Origin of the sequence: Hymenobacter monticola, from assembly GCF_022811645.1 — a bacterium.
GTDB classification, from domain to species: Bacteria; Bacteroidota; Bacteroidia; order Cytophagales; family Hymenobacteraceae; genus Hymenobacter; species Hymenobacter monticola.
The window spans coordinates 379,248-398,346 of record NZ_CP094534.1 but is presented as its reverse complement, the minus strand read 5'-3'; the positions used below and the strand labels follow the sequence as shown (position 1 = coordinate 398,346).

At 64.4% G+C, this 19,099-nt stretch carries 19 protein-coding genes; 9 read left to right on the top strand and 10 right to left on the bottom strand.

Annotation, left to right across the window (positions count from 1 at the left end; all coding sequences use genetic code 11):
• Positions 1-42 precede the first annotated feature (42 nt).
• The 5 genes from MTP16_RS01800 to MTP16_RS01780 all read left to right on the top strand — a co-directional run bounded on the left by MTP16_RS01800 (position 43) and on the right by MTP16_RS01780 (position 5,753).
• Positions 43-1,617 (top strand): FAD-dependent oxidoreductase, encoded by a 1,575-nt coding sequence (locus MTP16_RS01800; protein WP_243515446.1) that lies wholly within the window; start codon positions 43-45, stop codon positions 1,615-1,617.
• Positions 1,618-1,775: 158 nt separating this feature from the next.
• Positions 1,776-2,666, top strand: a complete 891-nt coding sequence (locus MTP16_RS01795) for a cyanophycinase (RefSeq protein WP_243515443.1) — start codon at positions 1,776-1,778, stop codon at positions 2,664-2,666.
• A 280-nt stretch (positions 2,667-2,946) separates the two neighbouring features.
• On the top strand, positions 2,947-3,096 hold the full coding sequence (locus MTP16_RS01790) for a hypothetical protein (protein ID WP_243515441.1): 150 nt from the start codon (positions 2,947-2,949) through the stop codon (positions 3,094-3,096).
• A gap of 10 nt (positions 3,097-3,106) precedes the next feature.
• Positions 3,107-3,391, top strand: a complete 285-nt coding sequence (locus tag MTP16_RS01785) for a hypothetical protein (protein WP_243515438.1) — start codon at positions 3,107-3,109, stop codon at positions 3,389-3,391.
• A gap of 220 nt (positions 3,392-3,611) precedes the next feature.
• Positions 3,612-5,753 carry an FUSC family protein gene (locus MTP16_RS01780; protein ID WP_243515432.1) on the top strand — a complete coding sequence of 714 codons (2,142 nt, stop codon included), beginning with the start codon at positions 3,612-3,614 and terminating at the stop codon, positions 5,751-5,753.
• Positions 5,754-5,965: 212 nt separating this feature from the next.
• Here the strand turns inward: MTP16_RS01780 and MTP16_RS01775 are convergent, their stop codons facing one another.
• From MTP16_RS01775 to MTP16_RS01740, 9 genes are all read right to left on the bottom strand, one after another.
• A complete protein-coding gene (locus MTP16_RS01775; protein ID WP_243515431.1) occupies positions 5,966-7,894 on the bottom strand; it encodes a sensor histidine kinase in 1,929 nt (642 codons plus the stop codon).
• A gap of 146 nt (positions 7,895-8,040) precedes the next feature.
• A complete protein-coding gene (locus tag MTP16_RS26060; protein ID WP_394804942.1) occupies positions 8,041-8,214 on the bottom strand; it encodes a prolyl oligopeptidase family serine peptidase in 174 nt (57 codons plus the stop codon).
• 63 nt (positions 8,215-8,277) lie between these two features.
• The gene (locus MTP16_RS01770) at positions 8,278-9,855 is read right to left on the bottom strand and encodes a hypothetical protein (RefSeq protein WP_243515430.1); all 1,578 of its coding nucleotides are present in this window, start codon (positions 9,853-9,855) and stop codon (positions 8,278-8,280) included.
• Positions 9,856-9,866: 11 nt separating this feature from the next.
• The gene (locus tag MTP16_RS01765) at positions 9,867-10,793 is read right to left on the bottom strand and encodes a T9SS type A sorting domain-containing protein (RefSeq protein ID WP_243515429.1); all 927 of its coding nucleotides are present in this window, start codon (positions 10,791-10,793) and stop codon (positions 9,867-9,869) included.
• On the bottom strand, positions 10,793-10,960 hold the full coding sequence (locus MTP16_RS01760; RefSeq protein ID WP_243515427.1) for a hypothetical protein: 168 nt from the start codon (positions 10,958-10,960) through the stop codon (positions 10,793-10,795). Before MTP16_RS01760 ends, MTP16_RS01765 begins: the two co-directional genes overlap by 1 nt.
• 3 nt (positions 10,961-10,963) lie before the next feature.
• Positions 10,964-11,149, bottom strand: coding sequence for a hypothetical protein (locus MTP16_RS01755; RefSeq protein WP_243515424.1), 186 nt, complete (start codon positions 11,147-11,149; stop codon positions 10,964-10,966).
• 118 nt (positions 11,150-11,267) lie between these two features.
• Positions 11,268-13,322, bottom strand: coding sequence for a S9 family peptidase (locus tag MTP16_RS01750; RefSeq protein WP_243515422.1), 2,055 nt, complete (start codon positions 13,320-13,322; stop codon positions 11,268-11,270).
• A gap of 82 nt (positions 13,323-13,404) precedes the next feature.
• Entirely contained in the window at positions 13,405-14,862 is a 1,458-nt protein-coding gene (locus tag MTP16_RS01745) for a WG repeat-containing protein (protein ID WP_243515419.1), read from the bottom strand.
• Between the two features lie 182 nt (positions 14,863-15,044).
• A complete protein-coding gene (locus tag MTP16_RS01740) occupies positions 15,045-15,233 on the bottom strand; it encodes a hypothetical protein (RefSeq protein WP_243515417.1) in 189 nt (62 codons plus the stop codon).
• A 135-nt stretch (positions 15,234-15,368) separates the two neighbouring features.
• On the opposite strand from MTP16_RS01740, the gene MTP16_RS01735 reads away from it, so the two are divergent.
• The 4 genes from MTP16_RS01735 to MTP16_RS01720 all read left to right on the top strand — a co-directional run bounded on the left by MTP16_RS01735 (position 15,369) and on the right by MTP16_RS01720 (position 18,484).
• Positions 15,369-15,623: a hypothetical protein gene (locus tag MTP16_RS01735; RefSeq protein ID WP_196286113.1), complete on the top strand. Its 255-nt coding sequence runs from the start codon at positions 15,369-15,371 to the stop codon at positions 15,621-15,623.
• 28 nt (positions 15,624-15,651) lie between these two features.
• Complete coding sequence (locus MTP16_RS01730; RefSeq protein ID WP_243515415.1) at positions 15,652-16,380, top strand: hypothetical protein; 729 nt, start codon at positions 15,652-15,654, stop codon at positions 16,378-16,380.
• Positions 16,381-16,405: 25 nt separating this feature from the next.
• Positions 16,406-17,206 carry an SHOCT domain-containing protein gene (locus MTP16_RS01725; RefSeq protein WP_243515414.1) on the top strand — a complete coding sequence of 267 codons (801 nt, stop codon included), beginning with the start codon at positions 16,406-16,408 and terminating at the stop codon, positions 17,204-17,206.
• Between the two features lie 96 nt (positions 17,207-17,302).
• Complete coding sequence (locus tag MTP16_RS01720) at positions 17,303-18,484, top strand: SMP-30/gluconolactonase/LRE family protein (protein ID WP_243515412.1); 1,182 nt, start codon at positions 17,303-17,305, stop codon at positions 18,482-18,484.
• Between the two features lie 103 nt (positions 18,485-18,587).
• Here MTP16_RS01720 and MTP16_RS01715 read toward each other — a convergent pair whose 3' ends face one another.
• Complete coding sequence (locus MTP16_RS01715) at positions 18,588-18,941, bottom strand: RlpA-like double-psi beta-barrel domain-containing protein (protein ID WP_243515410.1); 354 nt, start codon at positions 18,939-18,941, stop codon at positions 18,588-18,590.
• Positions 18,942-19,099 lie beyond the last annotated feature (158 nt).

Genomic DNA, 19,099 nt, shown 5'->3' with positions numbered 1-19,099 from the left:
CCGGGCCGGGCGTAAGAAGGAAACGCCTTTTTCCTTTCCGCTATGCCCAATAAGTTTCCCAATCCCGCCCGCACCTCCGGCACCACCACCACTTCGTGGTTTGGCACCGCGCCCACCTTGCCCACCTTCGAGCCCCTCACCGAAAACGCCTCGGCCGATGTGGTGATAGTGGGCGGCGGCATCGCCGGCCTCACCACGGCCTACCTGCTGACGCGCGAGGGCCTCGACGTGCTGCTGCTCGAAGACGGCGAGCTGGCCAGCGGCGAAACCGGCCGCACCACCGCTCACCTCTCCAACGCCCTCGACGACCGGTACACCACCCTCGAAAACCTGTTTGGGCAGGAAGGCGCCCGCCTGGCCGCCGACAGCCACACCACGGCCATTGCCGCGATTGAGGGCATTGTCAAAAAAGAGAAAATTGACTGCGACTTCACCCGCCTCGATGGCTACCTGTTCCTGCCCGCCAACGGCAGCAGCAAGGAACTGAGCCAGGAGTTGGAAGCCGCCCACCGCGCGGGCCTTACCAAAGTAGAACACCTCTCCGAGGCCGGCACCACCGGCTTTGAGCCCGGCGAGTGCCTGAAGTTTCCAGCGCAGGGCCAGTTTCACATCCTCAAATACCTAGTGGGCCTCACCGCCGCCATCACCAAAAAAGGGGGGCGCATTCATACCAATACCCGCGTGAGTGAGGTGCACGGCGGGGCCAACGCCCGCGTACTCACCGCCGACGGCGCCGAGGTGAAGGCCCGCAAAGGCATTGTGGTAGCCACCAACTCGCCCTTCAACGACCGGGTGGTGATGCACACCAAGCAGGCCGCCTACCGCACCTACGTGGTGGCCGCCCGCGTGCCGAAAGGCAGCATCACGAAAGCCCTGTACTGGGACACGGCCGACCCCTACCACTACGTGCGCCTGCAGGAAGTGGAAGCCGGCCCCCGCGGCGGCGCGGCCAACTACGACCTGCTGATAGTGGGCGGCGAAGACCACAAAACCGGCCAGGACGAGCACCCCGAAGCCCGCCTGCGCTGCCTGGAGGAGTGGACCCGCGACCGTTTCCCGATGGTGAAGGACTTCGACTACCGTTGGTCGGGCCAGGTGATGGAGCCGCAGGACGGGCTTGCCTACGCCGGCCGCAACCCACTCGATTCCGACAACGTGTTCATCATCACCGGCGACTCGGGCCACGGCATGACGCACGGCACGCTGGGCCCGATGATTATTACGGACCTTATTCAGGGCCGGCCCAATCCCTGGGCTGAGTTGTACGACCCGGGCCGCATCACGGCGAAGCCCGAAAGCGCCCTGGAGTTCATCAAGGAAAACGTGAACGTGGCCTTCGAGTATACCGACCTGCTGACCGGCGGCGACGTGAAAACCACCGAGGAAATCCCGGTGGGGGAGGGGGCTGTGCTACGCCGCGGCCTGAGCAAGGTGGCCGTGTACAAAGACAACCAGGGCACCACCCACGAGTGCTCGGCCATATGCCCGCACCTGGGCTGCGTGGTGCATTGGAACAACCTCGAAAAAAGCTGGGACTGCCCCTGCCACGGCTCCCGCTTCACGGCGCTGGGCGAACTGCTGAATGGCCCCGCCGCCAGCGGCCTGGCTCCGGCATAAGTAGAAATTGCAAAAACCTACGGAACGTCGTGCCGCGCGGAGCCGAGGCATCTCGCGTGCGGCAGTAAACCAATCGGTTCAGGCACTATAGCACGTGAGATGCCTTGGCTCCGCGCGGCACGACGTTTCCATTCCCACCCATACATCCTTCCTTTCCCATGCCTTCCCGCAAAACCAAACCCCATCCTAAAAAAACGGAAACCGAATCTACCTGTCTGCCCCCCAAGGGCGTCCTCATCGCCATTGGCGGGCACGAGGATAAATCGCCCCGCCCCGGCCTTGAGGACGAGGCCAACAGTGCCCCGGATTCCATTCTGCGCCGCTTCGTGGATGAGGTGAAGGGAAGCAAAAACATTCTGGTGCTGCCCATTGCCTCGCAGGAGCCCGAGGAGGCCGCCCGCGACTACGTGGAGCTGTTCAACAGCCTGGGCGCGGGGCGCGTGGAGGTGCTCGACCTGCAAACGCGTGAGCAAGGGCACGGGGAAGAAGCCCTGCGCCAGATGGAGGAGGCCGACGGCTTTATGTTCACGGGCGGCGACCAGCTGCGCCTCACGGCCTTGCTGGGCGGCACGCCCTGGCTGAAGCGCCTCAAGGAGCGGTTCACGCACGACGAAATTGTAATTGCGGGCACCAGCGCTGGCGCCGCCGCCATGAGCACGCCCATGATTTACCAGGGCCGCGACAACCAGGGCATGCTAAAGGACGAAATCCACGTCACGACTGGCCTGCAGTTTGTGCACGACGTGGCCATCGACACGCACTTTGTGGCGCGGGGCCGCATCATTCGCATGGCCCAGATTATTGCCACCAACCCCGGCTGCATCGGCTTGGGCCTGGAAGAGGACACGGCCGTGGTTATCCGCGACGGGCGCGAGCTCGAAGTTATCGGCAGCGGCGTGGTGACGGTGGTCGACGGTCAGGACTGCACCGATACCAACATTCACCGCATCCAGTCGGGCGAGGCCATCACCATCCGTGACCTGCGCGTGCACATCCTGAGCTGCGGCGAGTTCTACACCCTGCCCGTGCAGGAGGACTTGCACCGCTAGCGCAGGCGGCCCGCGCCGCTGCCACCGCCTCATCTGTGCCGGTGAAGACTGGCTGCTGGCCGCAGGGTCCGGGAAGGTGCCCACGGTCTAACAACACCTAAGTTCCTTGCCGTGTGTGCATCTGCGCCAGAGCCAATTAACAATTGGCCCAACGAACTGGAAGCGGCCTTGCTACGGAGCATTGCCGAAGGCTGCCCAAACCCGGCCCTGGCCGTGCAAATCAGCCAGTGCCGGGTGGCGTTGCGGGAATACAGCGGCTACGGTTTTCACTACGCTGACTGTGCCCGCCGAGAGCCCCCTCATTATTGAGGAAGCACCAACGTTGAATGGCAGCGACGTGGAAGCCCCGGAGTTGTCGGACGGGGCCGGCAGCGAGCTTTTCAAAAAGGATGGCCGGCTGGCCCGGCGTAGCCAGCTAGGGCGTGCGTAATTTTGAGCGTATGAAAAGCACAAGGCCCTTCTTTTTCTGCCTGATTGCTGGCGGCGGGCTACTGGCCCTGCCCGCCTGCCAGGCCGACCAGCAACGCCTGGCCCAGCTCGAAGCCATCCAGCAGCAGCAGGCCCGTGAGCTGGCCGCCCTGCGCCAGCAACTCGCCGAAAAAGAAGAAGAGGTAGCCCAACTCGAAACCTGCGTCGACGACCTGGAAAACGCCGTGTACGAGGACGAAGGCGACTCCGGAGTGGATAGCGGCGAGGACGGCCCGCCCCAAACAACCACGCTGTAGCGCCGGCAGGGAGCGGGAAGCACTGATAAGATTAGAACGTCATGCCGAGCGCAGCCGAGGCATCTCGCCACGGGAAACTAATTGCCACCGCGCGCATGATGCCCCGGCTGCGCTCGACATGACGTTTCAGGTGCTCAGCCATTCGGCCGGAATCTGGTCCGCCCCCAACCCATTTTGCCGAGCTTCCCGTTTATTCGCAGCCAGTCCGCGCTTTTTTCGAATGAACACCTACTCCCGCCGCATCAGCTATTTCCTGTCCGGGCAGCACTTTTCCGATGGCGTGCGCACCACGGTGTCCATCCTGCTGCCGGCGCTGCTGCTGGCGCAGTGGGGGCATTTTGAGTTGGGTCTCACCATCTCGACCGGCGCCGTGTGCGTGAGCGTGACCGACACGCCCGGCCCCGCCGCCCACCGTCGCAACGGCATGCTGGCGGCGCTGGGCATGGTGCTGCTCACAGCCCTGCTCACCAGCGTGGCGGCCAGCAGCGTGTGGCTGCTGGGCCTGGAGGTGGGCTTGCTCAGCTTCGGCTGCACCATGCTGCTGGTTTGGGGGGCGCGGGCCGGGGCGGTGGGCACCGCCGGCCTGCTGAACGTGGTGCTGATGCTGGCCCACCCGCCCGCGCTGGCCGAGGCGCTGCCCCACGCGGGCCTGCTGCTGCTGGGTGGGTTGTGGTACGCGGGCCTGGCCATGGTGGCCTACCAGGTGCTGCCCTACCGGCCGGCCCAGCAGGCGCTGGGCGAGTGCATTCACGCCCTGGCCCGCTTTCTGGAGCTAAAAGCCAAGTTCTACAACCCCGCCACCGCCCTCGATGAAGACTACCGCGAGCTGGTGGCCCAGCAGGTGGTGGTGAACGAAAAGCAGGAGGCCGCGCGCGACATTCTGTTTCGCACCCGCCAGATTGTGAACGAAACCACCAGCACCGGCCGCCGCCTGGTGCTCACCTTCGTCGAAACCGTGGACCTCTACGAGCGGGTGACGGCCGGCTACTACGACTACGCCGCCGTGCGCGCCAGCTTTGGCCAGAGCGGCGTGCTGCCCTATATCTCTACCCTCATCCGCCACATCGCCACCGAGCTCGACCACCTCGGCGTGGCCATTCAGGCCAACCGGCCCTACGACGGCACGGGCCCCGACCTCAGCGACGAGTGGCTGCGCCTGCAGGCCCGCATCAGCGCCCTCGACAGCGAGGCGGACGGCCATACCCGGGTGCTGAAAAAAATACTGGTGAACCTGCGCGACATCATCCGACGCATCGGCAACATCCGCCGCTACTTTGATGAGAGCCAGGCCGCGGCCGCCGTGCCCAGCCGCGCCGCCGAGCACACCCGCTTTGTGGCCCACCAGGAAATTGAGGTGCAGGCCCTGCGCCAGAATTTTACGCTCAAATCGAGCGTGTTTCGCCATTCCGTGCGCATGACGGTGGCCTGCCTCGTGGCCTTCGGGCTGGCCGAAAGCCTCTGGCACGGCCAGCACAACTACTGGATTCTGATGACCGTGACCATCATGCTCAAGCCCGGTTTCAGCCTCACGCGCCAGCGCAACCAGGAGCGCATCATTGGCACGCTGGCGGGCGGGGCGCTGGGGGCAGCCATCCTGTGGGCTTTGCCCTGGACGGAGGTGCGCTTTGCCATCCTCGTGGTGTTCATGGTGGTGGCCTACAGCTTCCAGCGCACCGTGTACCTGGCCACGGTGATATTCCTGACGGCCTACCTGCTCATCCTGTTCAGCTTTCTGGGGCTGAGCTACATCGGGGTGGCCGAAGAGCGCATCGTGGACACGCTCATGGGCTGCGCCATTGCGTTTTCGGCCGGCTATTTCCTGTTTCCGAGCTGGGAGTCGGAGCAACTGACCGACTACATGGCCGCTGCCCTGCGGGCCAACCTGGCCTACCTGCGCCAACTGGCCAACCGCCTGGCCGGCCGCCCGCTGCCGCCGCACGAGTACCGCCTGCTGCGCAAGAACGTGTACGTGAGCGGGGCCAACCTCGCGGCCGCCTTCCAGCGCATGCTCACCGAGCCCAAGAGCAAGCAGCACCGCCCCGCCGAAACCCACGAATTCGTGGTGCTGAACCACATTCTGTCGTCCAACATCGCCGCCCTCACCGGCACCCTGCGCGAGGCCGCGCCCGCCGTGCCGCCCTTCGCCGCCGAGGGCCGCCGCGCCCTCACCAGCGCCGCCGCCGCGCTGCAAAAAAGCCTGACCCGCATTGCCCCCGCTTCCATCGAGCCCAGCCCCGAGCTGCCCCCCACCGAGTCCGCCGTGCCCGCCGATGCCGACGACCGGTCGCTGCTGGAGCAACTGGTGTTTCTGCAGAAGGTGAGCGGGGATATTGGGAAGGTGACGGAGGTGCTGTTGAAATAGGGGCGCCATCTGTCATTGCGAGCGAAACATTCTGCGCATCAAGCAGAGATGAAGCGCGGCAATCTGTCTTGTCAAAACCAGAGCCTTTCTTAAGCCAGAAAGCCCCGGCACTGCGCAGTGCCGGGGCTTTTTCACACTAAATGGCTGGTCGCTGAGAACAGGACGGATTGCCACGGGTTGCGCCCTCGCAATGACAGGCGCACCCACCCCTCTCACCCCGGCAAGCTCACCACCACGCGTGTGCCCACTGCCGGAGTTTCGATGCGGACGCTGCCGCCCAGGTAGGCGGCGCGGGTGCGCACGCCGCGCAGGCCGATGCCCGTGGTGGGCGTGTCTTCGCCACGCCCGAAGCCGCGGCCGTCGTCTTCCACGCAGATTTCGAGGGCGGCCAGGCGGCGGCGCAGGTTCACCTGCACGTGGTGGGCCTGGGCGTGGCGCACGGCGTTGTTGAGCAGTTCGGCCACAATGCGGTAGGCGGCCGACTGTACGGCCGAGGGCAGGTTGTCGAGGCTGTCGTCGAGTTGGGATTCGACGTGCGGGGTGCCGTTCAGGTTGAAGGCGTCGCAGAGGGCGGTGATGGAGGTGCTGAGCCGGTTGGTGCCCGGCGCCGAGGGCAGCAGCGCGTGGCTGAGCTGGCGCACCTGCCCGTAGAGCTGGCCCAGAATTTCCTCGGTGAGCAGGCCGATGGTGGCGGCGTTGGGGGCGGCGGCCAGGGCGTCGCGCACGGCGTTGCTTTGCCAGGCCATGTGCAGGGCGGCCAGGTTGGGCCCCAGGGCGTCGTGCAGCTCGCGGGCCAGCTGCTCGCGCTCAGCATCCTGAGCCGCGATGAGGCGGGCGCCTTCCTCGTTGCGGTGCTGCAGGCGCCGGATGCGCAACTGGGCGTTCTGGCGCAGGGTGTGGCGGAAGCGGCCGGTGAGCAGGGCGCTCAGCACCAGCAGCTCGGCAAACAGGCCCCAGGCCAGCGTATTGGGATAGATGGGGTTGAAGCTGCTTAGGCCCAGGTGGTTCAGCCAAAACACGCCATAGCCCACAAAAAAGAACAAATAGGTGAGGGCATAATAAGCCGCCAGCCGCCGCCAATGATGCTTCAGGAAAGCCGAAATCAGCAGCACCCAGCCGTAGCCGAATACCAGCACCATGAGCGCCTCGCGGCTCCAGTTCAGCGCCTCCACCACCGCTAGGCTGTGGCGCACCGCCCACGGAAACAGCACCGCATACCCCGCCACAAAGGCCACCGCTCCTGCCGCCAGCCCGGTACCGGTGCGATAAAGCCGCGTTTGGCGCGGCCAGCGCAGGAAAAGCTGCATGATGCAGATGCCCGCCGCCCCGGCCAGAATCATGAAATTGTATTGGCCCACCGACCACAGCAGCCGGTAGAGCCCGGCCGGCAGCAGCATGGCGTCCAGCCCGTCTTCCATCATCAAAAACAGCGTCACGGCCGCCACGTAGGCAATGTACCAGAGGTGAATCCGGTCGCGCAGAAAGGCAAATAGCACCAGGTTGAACAGGGCGCTGCCCAAATAGAAACCCAGCAGCCACACCCAGTGCCGCTCAAACGGAAAGCCCATTTCCCAAGCCAGAAAGTGCTCAACGGTTTCGATGTAAGTGGGCAAGTACACGCCCCCCGTATGTGCGTCAACGCGCAGCATAAGCACCGCCGACTCGCCCGCATCCAGCTCAAAAGGGAAGCTGACCGAGCGGGCCGGAAACTGCCGCTCGGCCGCCGGCACCCAGGAGCTGGCCGCCCCCAACTGCCGGAACCGGGCCTCGCCCGGGCGGCGGCAGTAGAGCGCGGCGCTGTCCACGAAGTTGAAGATGCTCCACACAAAGCGCAAGGCCCGAGCCTCGGTGTTGCGCACGGGCAGGCGCAGCCACACCCGCTGGTGCAGCAGGCCCAGGTTGAGGGTTTTGTGCCAGGGGCCGGGCTGGAAATGGCCGGCGCGCCAGGCGGCTTCGGCCCGCTCGGGGTCGGGCGCCGCGCCAAAGGGCTCGGTGTAGTAGCGGTAGGCCTCTGAAATGTGCGCGCCTTTGGGGTCTTTCAGCAGCAGGGTGTCGCGCAACTGGGGCGGCACGTCAGCCGCTCGCGCGGACTGGCCTAGCAGACTCCCTGCAATCAGCAGCACCCATAGAATAATGCGCATAACTAAATGGTGAAACATAAGAGGCCTGCCAAATACGTATTATTTCACCGAAAAAGACCAATTTTTATAAAAACAAAAATCCACTGGTTGGCCACCTTTTCCAGGCAAGCCGACCAGTGGATGTGCTCAATTGATTGATAAAAAGACTACTTCGCTACCGTGCCTTCGGGCTTGAGCGTGCGGCCCAGCCAGTCGAAAAACACGCGCTGCCACAGGATGACGTTCTGCGGCTTCAGTATCCAGTGGCCCTCGTTGGGGAAGTAGAGGAAGCGGCTGGGGATGCCGCGCAGCTGCGCCGTGCCGAAGGCGTTAGCGTACAGCTGGCTTTTCCCGTCGGTGATGAGCCGCCGGAGAAGCCTGGCCGAAATGCAGCAAGCAGTTGGCTAGTTAGCCAGCACAAGGCGGGCGGTGGCTGGGGGCACCGCTGGCCGGTCGGGCACGAAGCGCAGCCAGTAGAGGCCGGGCGGCAGGCCGCTGGTGGGTAGGTCGAAGCCGCTGGCTACGGCCTGACTGGTTCCCACCGGCTGGCGGCGCACCACGCGGCCCAGCGCGTCGGCCACGTGCAGCGTGCCGGGGCCGGCGCCCCCGGGCAACGTTACGCCCACGGGCGCGCCGGGTACGGCCGGGCTGGGCCACACCTGCAGCCCACCGGGCACCACTGGCGCGGCCGTGGCTAGGGGGCGCCCCAGCTTGTAGCGGCCTATCCAGGCCTCGGCCCCGCGCGGGGTGGGGCTGGCGCTGCGCAGGGCCTGGCCCACCACCACGATGGACGAGTCCGACTGAGGCTGCCAGTCGATAAGCGAGGTCCAAGCGAAGCCGGCAAACTGGTATTCCTGCGTGCCGAGCAGTGCGCCGGTGGTGGTGCTCAGGCCCAGCACGTAGGCGTAGGGCGTGGCCCGGTTGCCGCCATCATTGCAGGCCACCTGCAGGCGGCCGGCCCCGTCTTCGTACACATGCAAAGGCACGAGGTGAGAGCCCCGGCGGGCGGGCAGGCGTTGGGTCCAGACCACGTTCAGGGCCGTGTCGAGGCGCGTGACGAAGCCCCAGGACCGGCGGGCCGCGCCGCTCGAAGAAGTATTCAGCGAGTCGATAAAGCCGCCCACCACCCAGCCGCTGCCATCGCGCAGGATGCAGGTTTTGCCGTTGAGCCCGGCCGATAAATAAGTATTAGTGCCGCGCGCGAAAAGCGGGCGCAGGGTGGCGCGGCGCGGCTGGCCCAGCGCGTCGGTTTCCACCAGGTAGGGCACGCCGTGGGACACGTCGAGCGGGTCCTGCCCCTCGCCAATGAGCAGAAAGCCCCCGCGCGGCGTGCGCACCAGGTCACGCTCTGTTGCGCCGCCGCCGGGGGCGGGATTGGGGTAGGCACGGCTCCACTGCACCCGGCCCAGCGTGTCGGTACGGGTGAGGGTGAAGTAGTTGATAAGGTTGGCCCCCGGTCCCGCGTTCAGGTCGGCACCGCTGCCGGCGATGTAGCAGCCGGCCGAGTCGGCCAGCACGGCTTCCGGGATGCTCAGCACCTGCGTGCGCGGGATGAGGATGGCGCGCAGCGAGTCGCCCCGGCCGTTGTACCACTGCAGAAACGGCGTGGTTTGCCAGGAGTTGGTGGGGGCCTGCGGGTCGTCGTGCCCGCCCACGAGCAGCAGCCCGCCGGCCGGCCGGGCCCAGGGCTGCACCATTTTGAGCCACCACACCAGCTTGCGGCTCGTGGCCTGCCAGCGCACCTGGCCGGTGCTGGTGTAGGCGTGCAACAGCGCCGGCTGGGAGTTGCCCAGTAAGCTGCCCACGGCCAGGAGGCCCCCCTGGTAGGAAAAGAGCCGAACGTATGCGCTTTGAGAAGCGGTGCCGGGCAGGGGCACCGCACGCTCCCAGAGGACGCGCGTGGCCAGGGCCTGGCCCTGGGCAGGCAGCCGGGCCAGCAGGCCCAAGGCCAGCAGCAGGCTGATAGCAGAGAAGCGTTTCATGTGCTGGAACGCTACTCTACCACGAGGCGGCGGGTGGTGTGCAGGGCGCCGCCCACGTACACGTGGCAGGCGTAGGTGCCGGGCCGCAGGCCGCGTAGCGATACCTGGCCGGTTTCGGCACTCACGGGCACCTGGCGGCACACCCGGCCGGTCAGCAAATCCACGAGGCGCACTTCCAGCGCCGGGCCGGGGTCGCCCGCCACGCGCACCGTGAGGGCGTCGTGGGCGGGGTTGGGGTACAGGGCCAGGGTGGGAGCCGGGTCGGGGCGGAGCAGGGGGGCGGGGGTGGGCACAGGAGTGGTGGGGTAGTAGTAGGCCCACCACTGCCCGGCTTCCAGGGCCTCGGCCTGCCGGCTGAGCAGCAGCCGGCGCAGGGCCAGGCTGTCGGCCGGGGTTGGGCCCCGGCCGGCTGCCCGGCGGGTGGCGCCCAGGCGGCCCACCACGTCGTAGTAAGCCAAGCGGGCGCGCGCCGGGGCCGAGGCGAGGGCCAACGGGAGCGCGCCCAGGGCGGCGCGCAGCCGGGCGGCGTCGGCAGTTTGGCCCTGCGCGCGGTAGTAGCTCATCACGTCGAAGCCCAGCGCCAGGCAGGCGGCGGGGTTGGGGGCGGCCAGCGTCAGGGCGTAGGCTTCCAGGTCGGGCAGCAGGTCCTGGTCGAAGAAATAGGCGCGAATCTCGGCTTGGTAGTAGCCCAGGCGCACCCGCGGGGCGGCCTGCCGGCGCAGCGTGTCCATCAGGGCCTGAATGCGCGCCGGCACGGAGCCCGTGGTAGCAGTCTGCCGCTGCTGAGCGCCCACCTGCCCGTTGCCGGTGCGGGAAGCGCAGTTGTTGCTGGCCGAAATGGCAATGCCGCTGCCAAAAATAAATTGTGGCCCACCCGGCCCGTTTACGACCATACTCGAAGGCTCATCCACGGAGTTGTCGAAGCGCAAGTAGTCCACTAGCAGGTTGGTGTTATCGTTGTAAACACGAGGATAAGCTGGTAGCCGATGGTGGTGTAAACGGTGCTGCCGTTGGGAAACCGCTTGCCTTTGGTAAAACCGTCAACATCCCAGCTGCCGCTGCTGATGGTGTATGTGCCATTAGCCAGATACAGATTCCCCACCACGTGTTAGTTGCCGGTATAAGTGCCCGGCGCCAGGGTGGTGAGCGCGCCGCCCGGCGTGCCCAGCACCGTTTGGCTGCGGGCCGGAACGAAGCTGGTGAGCACCAACAGCACCACAACCAACAGGCAGCCGCCTACCGGCCAGGAAGGAAGCCGGTAGCCCGGCCCCCGTAACGGAGTAGAAATTTGCATATTGGTTTAGGCTTAGCTGTCACTAAACCTAAACCAATAAGTCTGAAATCCAAAACGATGGGATAAAAAAAAGTCCGGCTGTTCGCCTTCGGCCCCGAGCCGAAAAAAGCTGCTTGGGCTACTTCGCCGCCTGCCCCTCGGGCTTGAGCGTGCGGCCCAGCCATTCAAAAAACACGCGCTGCCAGAGGATGGCGTTCTGCGGCTTCAGAATCCAGTGGCCCTCGTTGGGGAAGTAGAGGAAGCGGCTGGGGATGCCCCGCAGCTGCGCCGTGCCGAAGGCTTCCATGCCCTGGCCCTCGGGCACCCGGAAGTCCTTGCCGCCGTGGATGACGAGCATGGGCGTGTCCCAGTTTTTGGCAAACAGCTGGGGGTTGAACTCGGTGTAGGACTTCGCGAGATTGGCGTCCCAGGGCGCGCCGCCCATGTCGTGCTTGGCGAAGAACATTTCCTCGGTGCTGGGGTACCAGCTGGTGAGGTTGTAGAGGCCGCAGTGGGCAATAAAGGTCTTGAAGCGGCCCTCGTGCTTGCCGGCCAGGTAGTACACCGAGTAGCCGCCGTAGGAGGCGCCCACGCAGCCGCGCCGGTCCTTGTCCACATAGGGCTCCTTGCTCACGTCGTCAATGGCCGAGAGGTAGTCGCGGATGGGCTGGCCGCCCCAGTCGCCCGAAATGGCGTCGTTCCACTGGCGGCCGAAGCCGGGCAGGCCGCGCCGGTTGGGCGCCACCACAATGTAGCCGTTGGCCGCCATCAGCTGGAAGTTCCAGCGGTAGCTCTGGCTCTGGGTGATGGGGCTTTGCGGGCCGCCCTGGCAGTAGAGCAGCGTGGGGTACTTCTTGCTGGCGTCGAAATCGGGCGGGTAAATGACGTACACCTGCATCTGCTTGCCATCGGTGGTGGGCACGCGGCGGTCTTCCACCTTGCCCATCCGGATGCCGGCCAGCTCCTGCTGGTTGATGGTGGTGAGCGGGGTTTCCTTGCCGGTTTTCAGGTCGAGCCGCACAATGTCGGCGAAGCTGCTGAGCGTGGTGCGGTTGGCCACGGCCTGGTCGCGGCCCACCAGCTCAAACGCGTTGTAGTTCTGCGCGCCCTTTGTGATTTGGCGGATTTTACCGCCTTTGCTGGCCACCGCAAACAGCTGCTCGGTGCCTTCCACCACGGCGAGGAAGTAGATGGTTTTGCCGTCGGCGCTCCAGCGCACGTTCGCCGCGCTCAGCTCCGAGCCCTTGGTGATGTCCTCCCGCTTGTTGCTGCCGAAATCATATACCATGATGCCGTTGCGGTCGCTCTCGAATCCCGGCGTGGCCATGCTCAGCCAGGCCACCATCCGGCCGTCCGGCGAGAAGCTGGGCTCGGTGTCGTAGCCGCCCAGGCCCTCGCTCAAATTCACGGTTTGCTGGCTGCGAATGTCGTAGAGGTAGATGTCGGAGTTGGTGCTTTCGGCCTCGGCCTTGCCCGTGAGCTTGCGGCTGGTGTAGGCCAGGTGGTAGCCGTCGGGCGAAAACGCCAGCTGCTCCGAGCCGCCGTCGGGCATCAGAGGCGAGTCAAATTTTTCGCCGGCCATCACGTCTTTGCCGTAGCCGGTAGGCCGGCCGTCGGCCCCCAGCGGCTGGAAGAATACGTGGCTGGCCAGGTGGTCGTCCCACACGTTCCAGTGGCGGTAGTTCAGGTCGTCAATGATTTTAGCGTCGGCCTTGGGCAGGTCCGGAAACATATCCAGCGTGCTCGGGCTCGATTTTACATCTTGGGTATAGAGGATGAAATTGGCCTTGGGCGCGTATTTCAGGTTGCTCAGGCCCTGGTCGGGAAAGTCGCTGAGCTTGGTTTTACCGGAGCCATCGGCGTTCATCACGTAGAGCTGGTCGGTGCCGCTTTCGCCCGAAATGAACGTGAGCTTGCCGTCGGGCCGCCAGTTCAGGGTGTTTTCGGAGCCGGGCGTGTCGGTGAGCTTTTTAGGCGTGCCGCCGGCCACGGGCACCAGCCAGATGTCGGCGTTGCCTTTGTTGTCGGCCACGCTGTACTTGGTCACGGTGTAGGCCACGGTTTTGCCGTCGGGCGACACCTGCATTTCGCCCAGGCGGCCGAGCTGCCAGAGCTTTTCGGGCGTGAGCACGCCGGAGGGGGAGGTTTGGGCGGCGGCCGCGAGTGGGAGCAGCGCCAAGAGAATTTTTTTCATGTGGCGAAAATACGGACGGTGCGCAGCGTCCGCGCAGCCACGAATCGGGCTGCTTCTGCTGTTGTCAGCGTCGCCCCGAAGGTTATTTCACTGGCAGCGGCAACCAGTGCAAGGCGGCGCGTCCGGTGATGTTGGGCGGCAGTACCAGCACTGCTTTCGTGGTGCGGCGAGCATTGAGGGATTGCAAAGTCATACGATTGTTGCTAAAAAAGCCGTATCGGTCCCGCGGCACAAATGCATGAGGCCAGGCTACTAGTTTGCGGCCTTGGGAATTGATTAGTAACATTCTATTCCTCTTGTGCACCAGCCAATAAGGGAGCAGTTGGCCGCTGGCACTGTCACGGCACGGATACAAGCTGTTGCGCTCGTAAGCAGGCGGTATCACCAGCTTGCCGTGCTGGTCGGCGGTGCCTTCGCGGCCGTGTTGCACCACGATAAACCCCTCGCCAACCGGACGCATCGACTCGAAGCGCGGCGTCAGCAACCAGTTGCCGGTGGCCAATTCAAGCAGGCCCACCAAAGGCTGCGGAACGGCGTAGCGGGTGCGTGCCGAGCCATAACGCTCATAAGTGACACTACCCGGAACATTGGCATAGGCAATGGCCCGCGTGCTATCGAGGGCTTGCAAATAGACGAATAATTTGGGGGTTACCGGGGTGCCATCGCGCCGCAGCAGCACACAGTTTCTATCTCTGTCGACCAAGTATTGGTCTTCCTTCCCGAAGGGGGCAACGCGGCTGCCAAGCATTACCTGGCGGCCCGTTGTATCAAGCACGGTGTAAGCGCCGCCCGTTGCATGCTCTCCGGGCATCAAATCGCCGATGCCTACCAACTCCCGACTGAGCCATTTGATGGGGGCCACCTGCTTACCGTTCAGCAGCAGGCGGCCGCTGCGGTGCAATAGCTGCTCACGGTAGTAGGGCGCTGGTTCGTGGTAGGTTACCATGCAGCCGCTGTGCGAGGTATAGCCGGCGTAGCCCGCCAACAGGCCAGCGGCGAAGTGTTCCGAAACCAGCGCCAGCGAATCGATTCCGGTCCCGGCACGGAAGGGGCCAAGGGCGCGGATGTAAGCATACTTTGCGGGCAATACCGCCCGTCCGTCCGGGCGATAGAGGCCAAGCCGGTACTCATCGTGCGGGCGCCGATTGGTTCGATGGTTGGCAATGTCGCTGGGAGACTGCACCAGGGCCGGCAGGAAATCCACCACCAGCACCAGGTGCAGCGGCAGGCGGACATCCCGCTGCGCCCAGCCGGGGACCAAACGCTTAATTAGTTCGTAGCTGTCGGGCGCATCGGTGTAGGCCGCGGCAGCAAAACGCACAGGAACTACTTCCCGGCCGGTAGCATCAACATAGCCGTAGCTCGTTCCCCGCCGCACCCGCGCAAGTCCGTGTTGCGGGGGCTCGGTCTCATCGTAAGGGGGCAGGGCCGGAATCTGGCTCCTGGTGGCCGCACTGCTTCGATGGATTCCCCTGGCTGGTGCTTGCGCCAGAGCCGACGCCCCGGCCAGCTCCAGGATAAGGAGGAATAAAAAACGCATGGCAAAAGAGGCTGCGAGTGAAACGACATTGCCCTTGATGCTCGCAGCGTCATTTTTCCACAGGTAGTGGGTGAATGGCGACCGATTCGGCGCGACCACAAAAAAGCCCCGCCGGCGTCAACCGGTGGGGCTCTTCAAGTGGCGTTACGAACCACGGGGCTGCGCATAAGCGCACTCAATAGCTACTTGCTATCCTTTTTACGGCCCGAGCCGCCGGGTTGTTTCCCGCCGCCGTCATTTTTATTGACCGTGGCCCAGGCGCGGGCCTCGGCTTCTTCCTCGGGCACGCCGCGCTTTTCGTAGCTTTCTTCAATGTGCTCGGCCTGGCGTTTCTGCTTGTCGGTGTACTTCGACTTATCTCCCTGTGACATGGCGGTGAAAAACTAAAAGGTGGAAAGGAAGCGGTGCGGGGCGTTGCACCACACTATTTTTACGCCAGGAGCAGGGGAGGAGTTAGGCCGAGCTTACTATCTTCGTACCCGCTTCCTGGCCTTATTTCCTTGTTTATGCGCCACGTCGCCGACATTCCGCACCCCGCCGTCAAAATCACGCTGCTGGCCTGGAACGGCAAGTTCTTGCTCAAGCTGGAGCAAGGCAACCTCGAACAAACCTACAAAGTGGCCGAACTTGACCTGCTCACCGGCACCGACGCCGAAGCCCGCGAATTGCTCGACGACGAGTTTCTGGCCGCCGCCATTGCCCGCTTCCAGGCCATGCGCGACGACCTGCAGGCCGCCTTCGACCGCCACGAGCTGCGCTAGCCGCGCCGCCCCTCACCCCACCTTTCCCATGCAAAAAATCTGTTTCCTGCTGCTCCTGCTAGCCGGCTGGCTGGCGCCCGCCCTGGCCTCGGCCCAGCTCTACGACGTGCGCCCCGGCGAAGTGAACTACAACAAGAAGCCGCGCCCGGCCCTCAAAGTGCAGGTAGACGGCAAGGCCACCGAGGTGCGCGAGTTCCTGCAGGACTGGATGAAGTCGAGCTACAACGTGAAATTCAAGACCGGCGGCGTGCTGGGCATGGGCAAAAGCGACATCCTCATGGCCAAGCAAACACCGGCCAGCACCGTGTCGGGCAAGCTCGTCGACCTTTATGCCACCATCGTGGCCCCGTCCGATTCGGTGGCGGAAGTCATGGTTTTCGGCGGCTTCGACGACAATACCTTCTTCGACCCCAGCAGCACCAAAACCGAGTATGAAGCCCTGCGTGCCATGACGCAGAATTTCGCCGGTGCCGCCCGCCTCAAGGCCTACCGCGACATGATTGCCGAAGCCGAGAAAAAGCTTAAAGCCACCGAAAAGGAAAAAGAACGCCTCGAAAAAGAGCAGGCCGCGCTGAAAAGCAACACCGAAGCCAACCTGGCCCGCATCGAAGAGCTAAAAAAGAAGAACATCGAAAACCTGGTGCAGTCACGCGCCGACTCGGCCGCGCAAGTCAAAAACAAGGTGCTGCTCGACGACAGCCGACTGCGCCTGCAGCGCCGCCGCGACCGCCTCTCGGCCCTCGACCGCAAAAACTAGCCCCGTTCCCGGTCGTATTCAGGACATGGACAACCCCAATTCTTCGCCCCTCGACACCCTACGTCAGCTCAAGGAGATGCTTGATACGGGCGCCCTCACGCCCGCCGAGTTCGAAGCCCTGAAGCAGCGCCTGGTGTTTCACGATGGCCCAACTCCGGCAGCACCCACCGCCCCGGCTCCCGAAACCACCGCACCCGCAGCGCCCGTCGTCTTGCCCGCCAATCCGGTGCTGGAAACCCCGTCGCCGATGTTCGAGGACGTGGCCCCGGCTGAGCCGGCTGCTGTAGCGCCGTTGCCAACCAGCTTCACCACCGCTGCCCCCGAACCTGCCCCCGTAGAGGAGGAGCCGGCTTTCATTCCGCCCGCTGTGCGCCGGGCCCTCGAAGCCGACAGCACCGCCGCGACGGCCCCAACGCTGCCCCCGCCGGCCGCTCCTTCGCGGGGGCTCACAGCAGCCGACTCAGGCTACGTGGCCGACGAGTTTCCGGAAGGCACGGGCCCTGCCGCCCGCAGCCCGTTGGCGCTCATTCTGTCCATCGGCGGCTTGCTGGCTTTGTTGGGCCTGGTGCTGTACCTGTCGCTCAACCGCCAGCCCTCGGAACGCCTTTCCAGCACCAGCCTCACGCCCGCCGATACACTGACTGCCCCCATCGAAACCGGCCCACAAGCCGAGCAGGTGGCCCCCGTCACGGCAGCCCCCGAAACCATCCGCCTAGCGCCCACCAACCCGGCGCCTGCTTTGCCGGCGCGGCCCGCGCCCGCTGCGGCTGACTCAGCAGCTGCTCCAGCACCTGCGGCAACGGCAGATTCGACTGCTGCTCAATAAACAGCGTCATTCCCAACGCCGGCACGGCCCGGCCGTATGTAAAAGCCTCAACCTAACCGGTTGGGGCTTTTTCCTTTCCATCCCATTCCTTCTTTCATGTTTGCTTCCCGACTTCTAACCCTTGGGAGCGGCGCTGCCCTCGCAGCCGCCAGCCTCCTAAGTGCCTGCTCATCACCATCTGGCAGCACCGACACGGCCGCAAATACTGCGGCCACCGATTCGACCGCCACCGGCCCCGCCGCCCCAGCCAACTCGCCCCTGCAAGTAGTGGCCGAGTTCAACGACCCGCAGATGGTGGGCGTGGCTGTGGCGCCCGGCGGGCAGGTGTTCGCCTGCTTTCCGCGCTGGGACTGGAACCCGTCGTATCCCATTGCCAAAGTGGGCCCCAACAACACCCTCACGCCCTACCCCAACGCCAGCTGGTGCATGTGGAACGACTCGGTGAAGTCCGAGCCGCTCAAGCACTGGATTTGCCCACAAAGCGTGTTTGCCGATAAGTCGGGCATGGTTTGGGTGCTCGACCCCGCCGCGCCCGGCCTGAAATTCACCGTGCCGGGCGGCCCCAAACTGGTGAAAACCGACCCCAAAACCGGCCAGGTGCTACTTACCATTCCGTTCTCCGAAATGGTGGCCCCGCGCAAGTCCTACCTCAACGACGTGCGCATCGACCTACAAAACAATTACGCCTACATGACCGAATCGGGCCTGGGCGCGCTGGTCGTCACCGATTTGAAAACGATGAAATCGCGCCGCCTGCTCGACAAGCACCCCTCCACCAAAGCCGTGAAGGGCCTCGTCATCAAAGCCGAAGGCCACCCCATGATTGACCTCGAAGGCAAGCCCGCCCGCTTCAACGCCGACGGCATCGCCCTGAGCGCCGATAACGCCTACCTCTACTACTGCCCACTCACGGGCCACACCCTCTACCGCATCAAAACCGCCGCCCTGCGCGACGCCAGCCTCTCGGAAGCCCAACTGGGTCAGCAGGTCGAAACCGTGGGCGAAATTCCCGGTACCGACGGCCTCGAAATCGACGCCGCGAACAACGTATACCTCACGTCCTTCGAGCAAAGCGCCTTGCTGCGCCGCACGCCCGCTGGCAAAATCGAAACCTTGGTGAAAGACCCGCGCCTGCAGTGGCCCGACACCTACAGCTTCACGAATGACGGAATGCTGTACGTCACCAACTCCGCCATTCACAAAACGCCCAACTGGAACAAGGGCGTAGGCCAACCTCGCTCGCCCTTCCGCATCTTCAAAATGGCCCTGCCCAAATAGCCGCAAGTGCCCATGGCACCAGGCATATAAAAAGCCGCGCCCAGAAGGGCGCGGCTTTTTGTTGTAGCTTATAAGTTGATAATGAGCCTTAAATAGAAGGTATCTATAGCTGCGCCACCTTCTGAATCTTAACGCCCTTCGTGAAAATATCAAGCTTTTCGCTGGGGTGCGCCAGGATGTCCATGCAGTGGCGATGCCGCCGGTTCATGGTGTCGTGCACCGTGTACACGCCGTCGAGCTTGGGCGAGATGCCGCGCACGCGCACCTTGTCGCCGTAGTCAAACTTGCCGCCCCAGGGCTTTAGCAAGTCCCTCGAAAGCGCCATCCAGCGCTTTTTGGTGCCGAAGTGGCGCTTGATATGGGAATTGTCGGCCGTAATGAACGGCTCGTTGTCCGTCTGGCTGGGTACCGCTTCGTACACGGTGGCCGTCACGGTGTAAGTAAGGCTGTGAGCCACGGCCTTCCTGGCTTTGGCTTTGCTTACCAGGGCGGTATTATGGCTAATGCCCCGCGAGGCGATAAACTTGTGAAGGCCAACTGCTTTGGGGCTCCGCGAGGCGGCATTAACAAGCGGCGCTGTCAGCGCTGCGAATGCTAAAAATCCTGCTATAAATA

What these genes read in the sequence shown, in the direction of transcription:
- MTP16_RS01800 (WP_243515446.1), top strand. Translation starts at nt 43, where the DNA reads ATGCCCAATAAGTTTCCCAATCCCGCCCGCACCTCCGGCACCACCACC.
- MTP16_RS01795 (WP_243515443.1), top strand. Translation starts at nt 1,776, where the DNA reads ATGCCTTCCCGCAAAACCAAACCCCATCCTAAAAAAACGGAAACCGAA.
- MTP16_RS01785 (WP_243515438.1), top strand. Translation starts at nt 3,107, where the DNA reads ATGAAAAGCACAAGGCCCTTCTTTTTCTGCCTGATTGCTGGCGGCGGG.
- MTP16_RS01780 (WP_243515432.1), top strand. Translation starts at nt 3,612, where the DNA reads ATGAACACCTACTCCCGCCGCATCAGCTATTTCCTGTCCGGGCAGCAC.
- MTP16_RS01775 (WP_243515431.1), bottom strand. Translation starts at nt 7,894, where the DNA reads ATGCGCATTATTCTATGGGTGCTGCTGATTGCAGGGAGTCTGCTAGGC.
- MTP16_RS01770 (WP_243515430.1), bottom strand. Translation starts at nt 9,855, where the DNA reads ATGAAACGCTTCTCTGCTATCAGCCTGCTGCTGGCCTTGGGCCTGCTG.
- MTP16_RS01755 (WP_243515424.1), bottom strand. Translation starts at nt 11,149, where the DNA reads ATGCAAATTTCTACTCCGTTACGGGGGCCGGGCTACCGGCTTCCTTCC.
- MTP16_RS01750 (WP_243515422.1), bottom strand. Translation starts at nt 13,322, where the DNA reads ATGAAAAAAATTCTCTTGGCGCTGCTCCCACTCGCGGCCGCCGCCCAA.
- MTP16_RS01745 (WP_243515419.1), bottom strand. Translation starts at nt 14,862, where the DNA reads ATGCGTTTTTTATTCCTCCTTATCCTGGAGCTGGCCGGGGCGTCGGCT.
- MTP16_RS01740 (WP_243515417.1), bottom strand. Translation starts at nt 15,233, where the DNA reads ATGTCACAGGGAGATAAGTCGAAGTACACCGACAAGCAGAAACGCCAG.
- MTP16_RS01735 (WP_196286113.1), top strand. Translation starts at nt 15,369, where the DNA reads ATGCGCCACGTCGCCGACATTCCGCACCCCGCCGTCAAAATCACGCTG.
- MTP16_RS01730 (WP_243515415.1), top strand. Translation starts at nt 15,652, where the DNA reads ATGCAAAAAATCTGTTTCCTGCTGCTCCTGCTAGCCGGCTGGCTGGCG.
- MTP16_RS01725 (WP_243515414.1), top strand. Translation starts at nt 16,406, where the DNA reads ATGGACAACCCCAATTCTTCGCCCCTCGACACCCTACGTCAGCTCAAG.
- MTP16_RS01720 (WP_243515412.1), top strand. Translation starts at nt 17,303, where the DNA reads ATGTTTGCTTCCCGACTTCTAACCCTTGGGAGCGGCGCTGCCCTCGCA.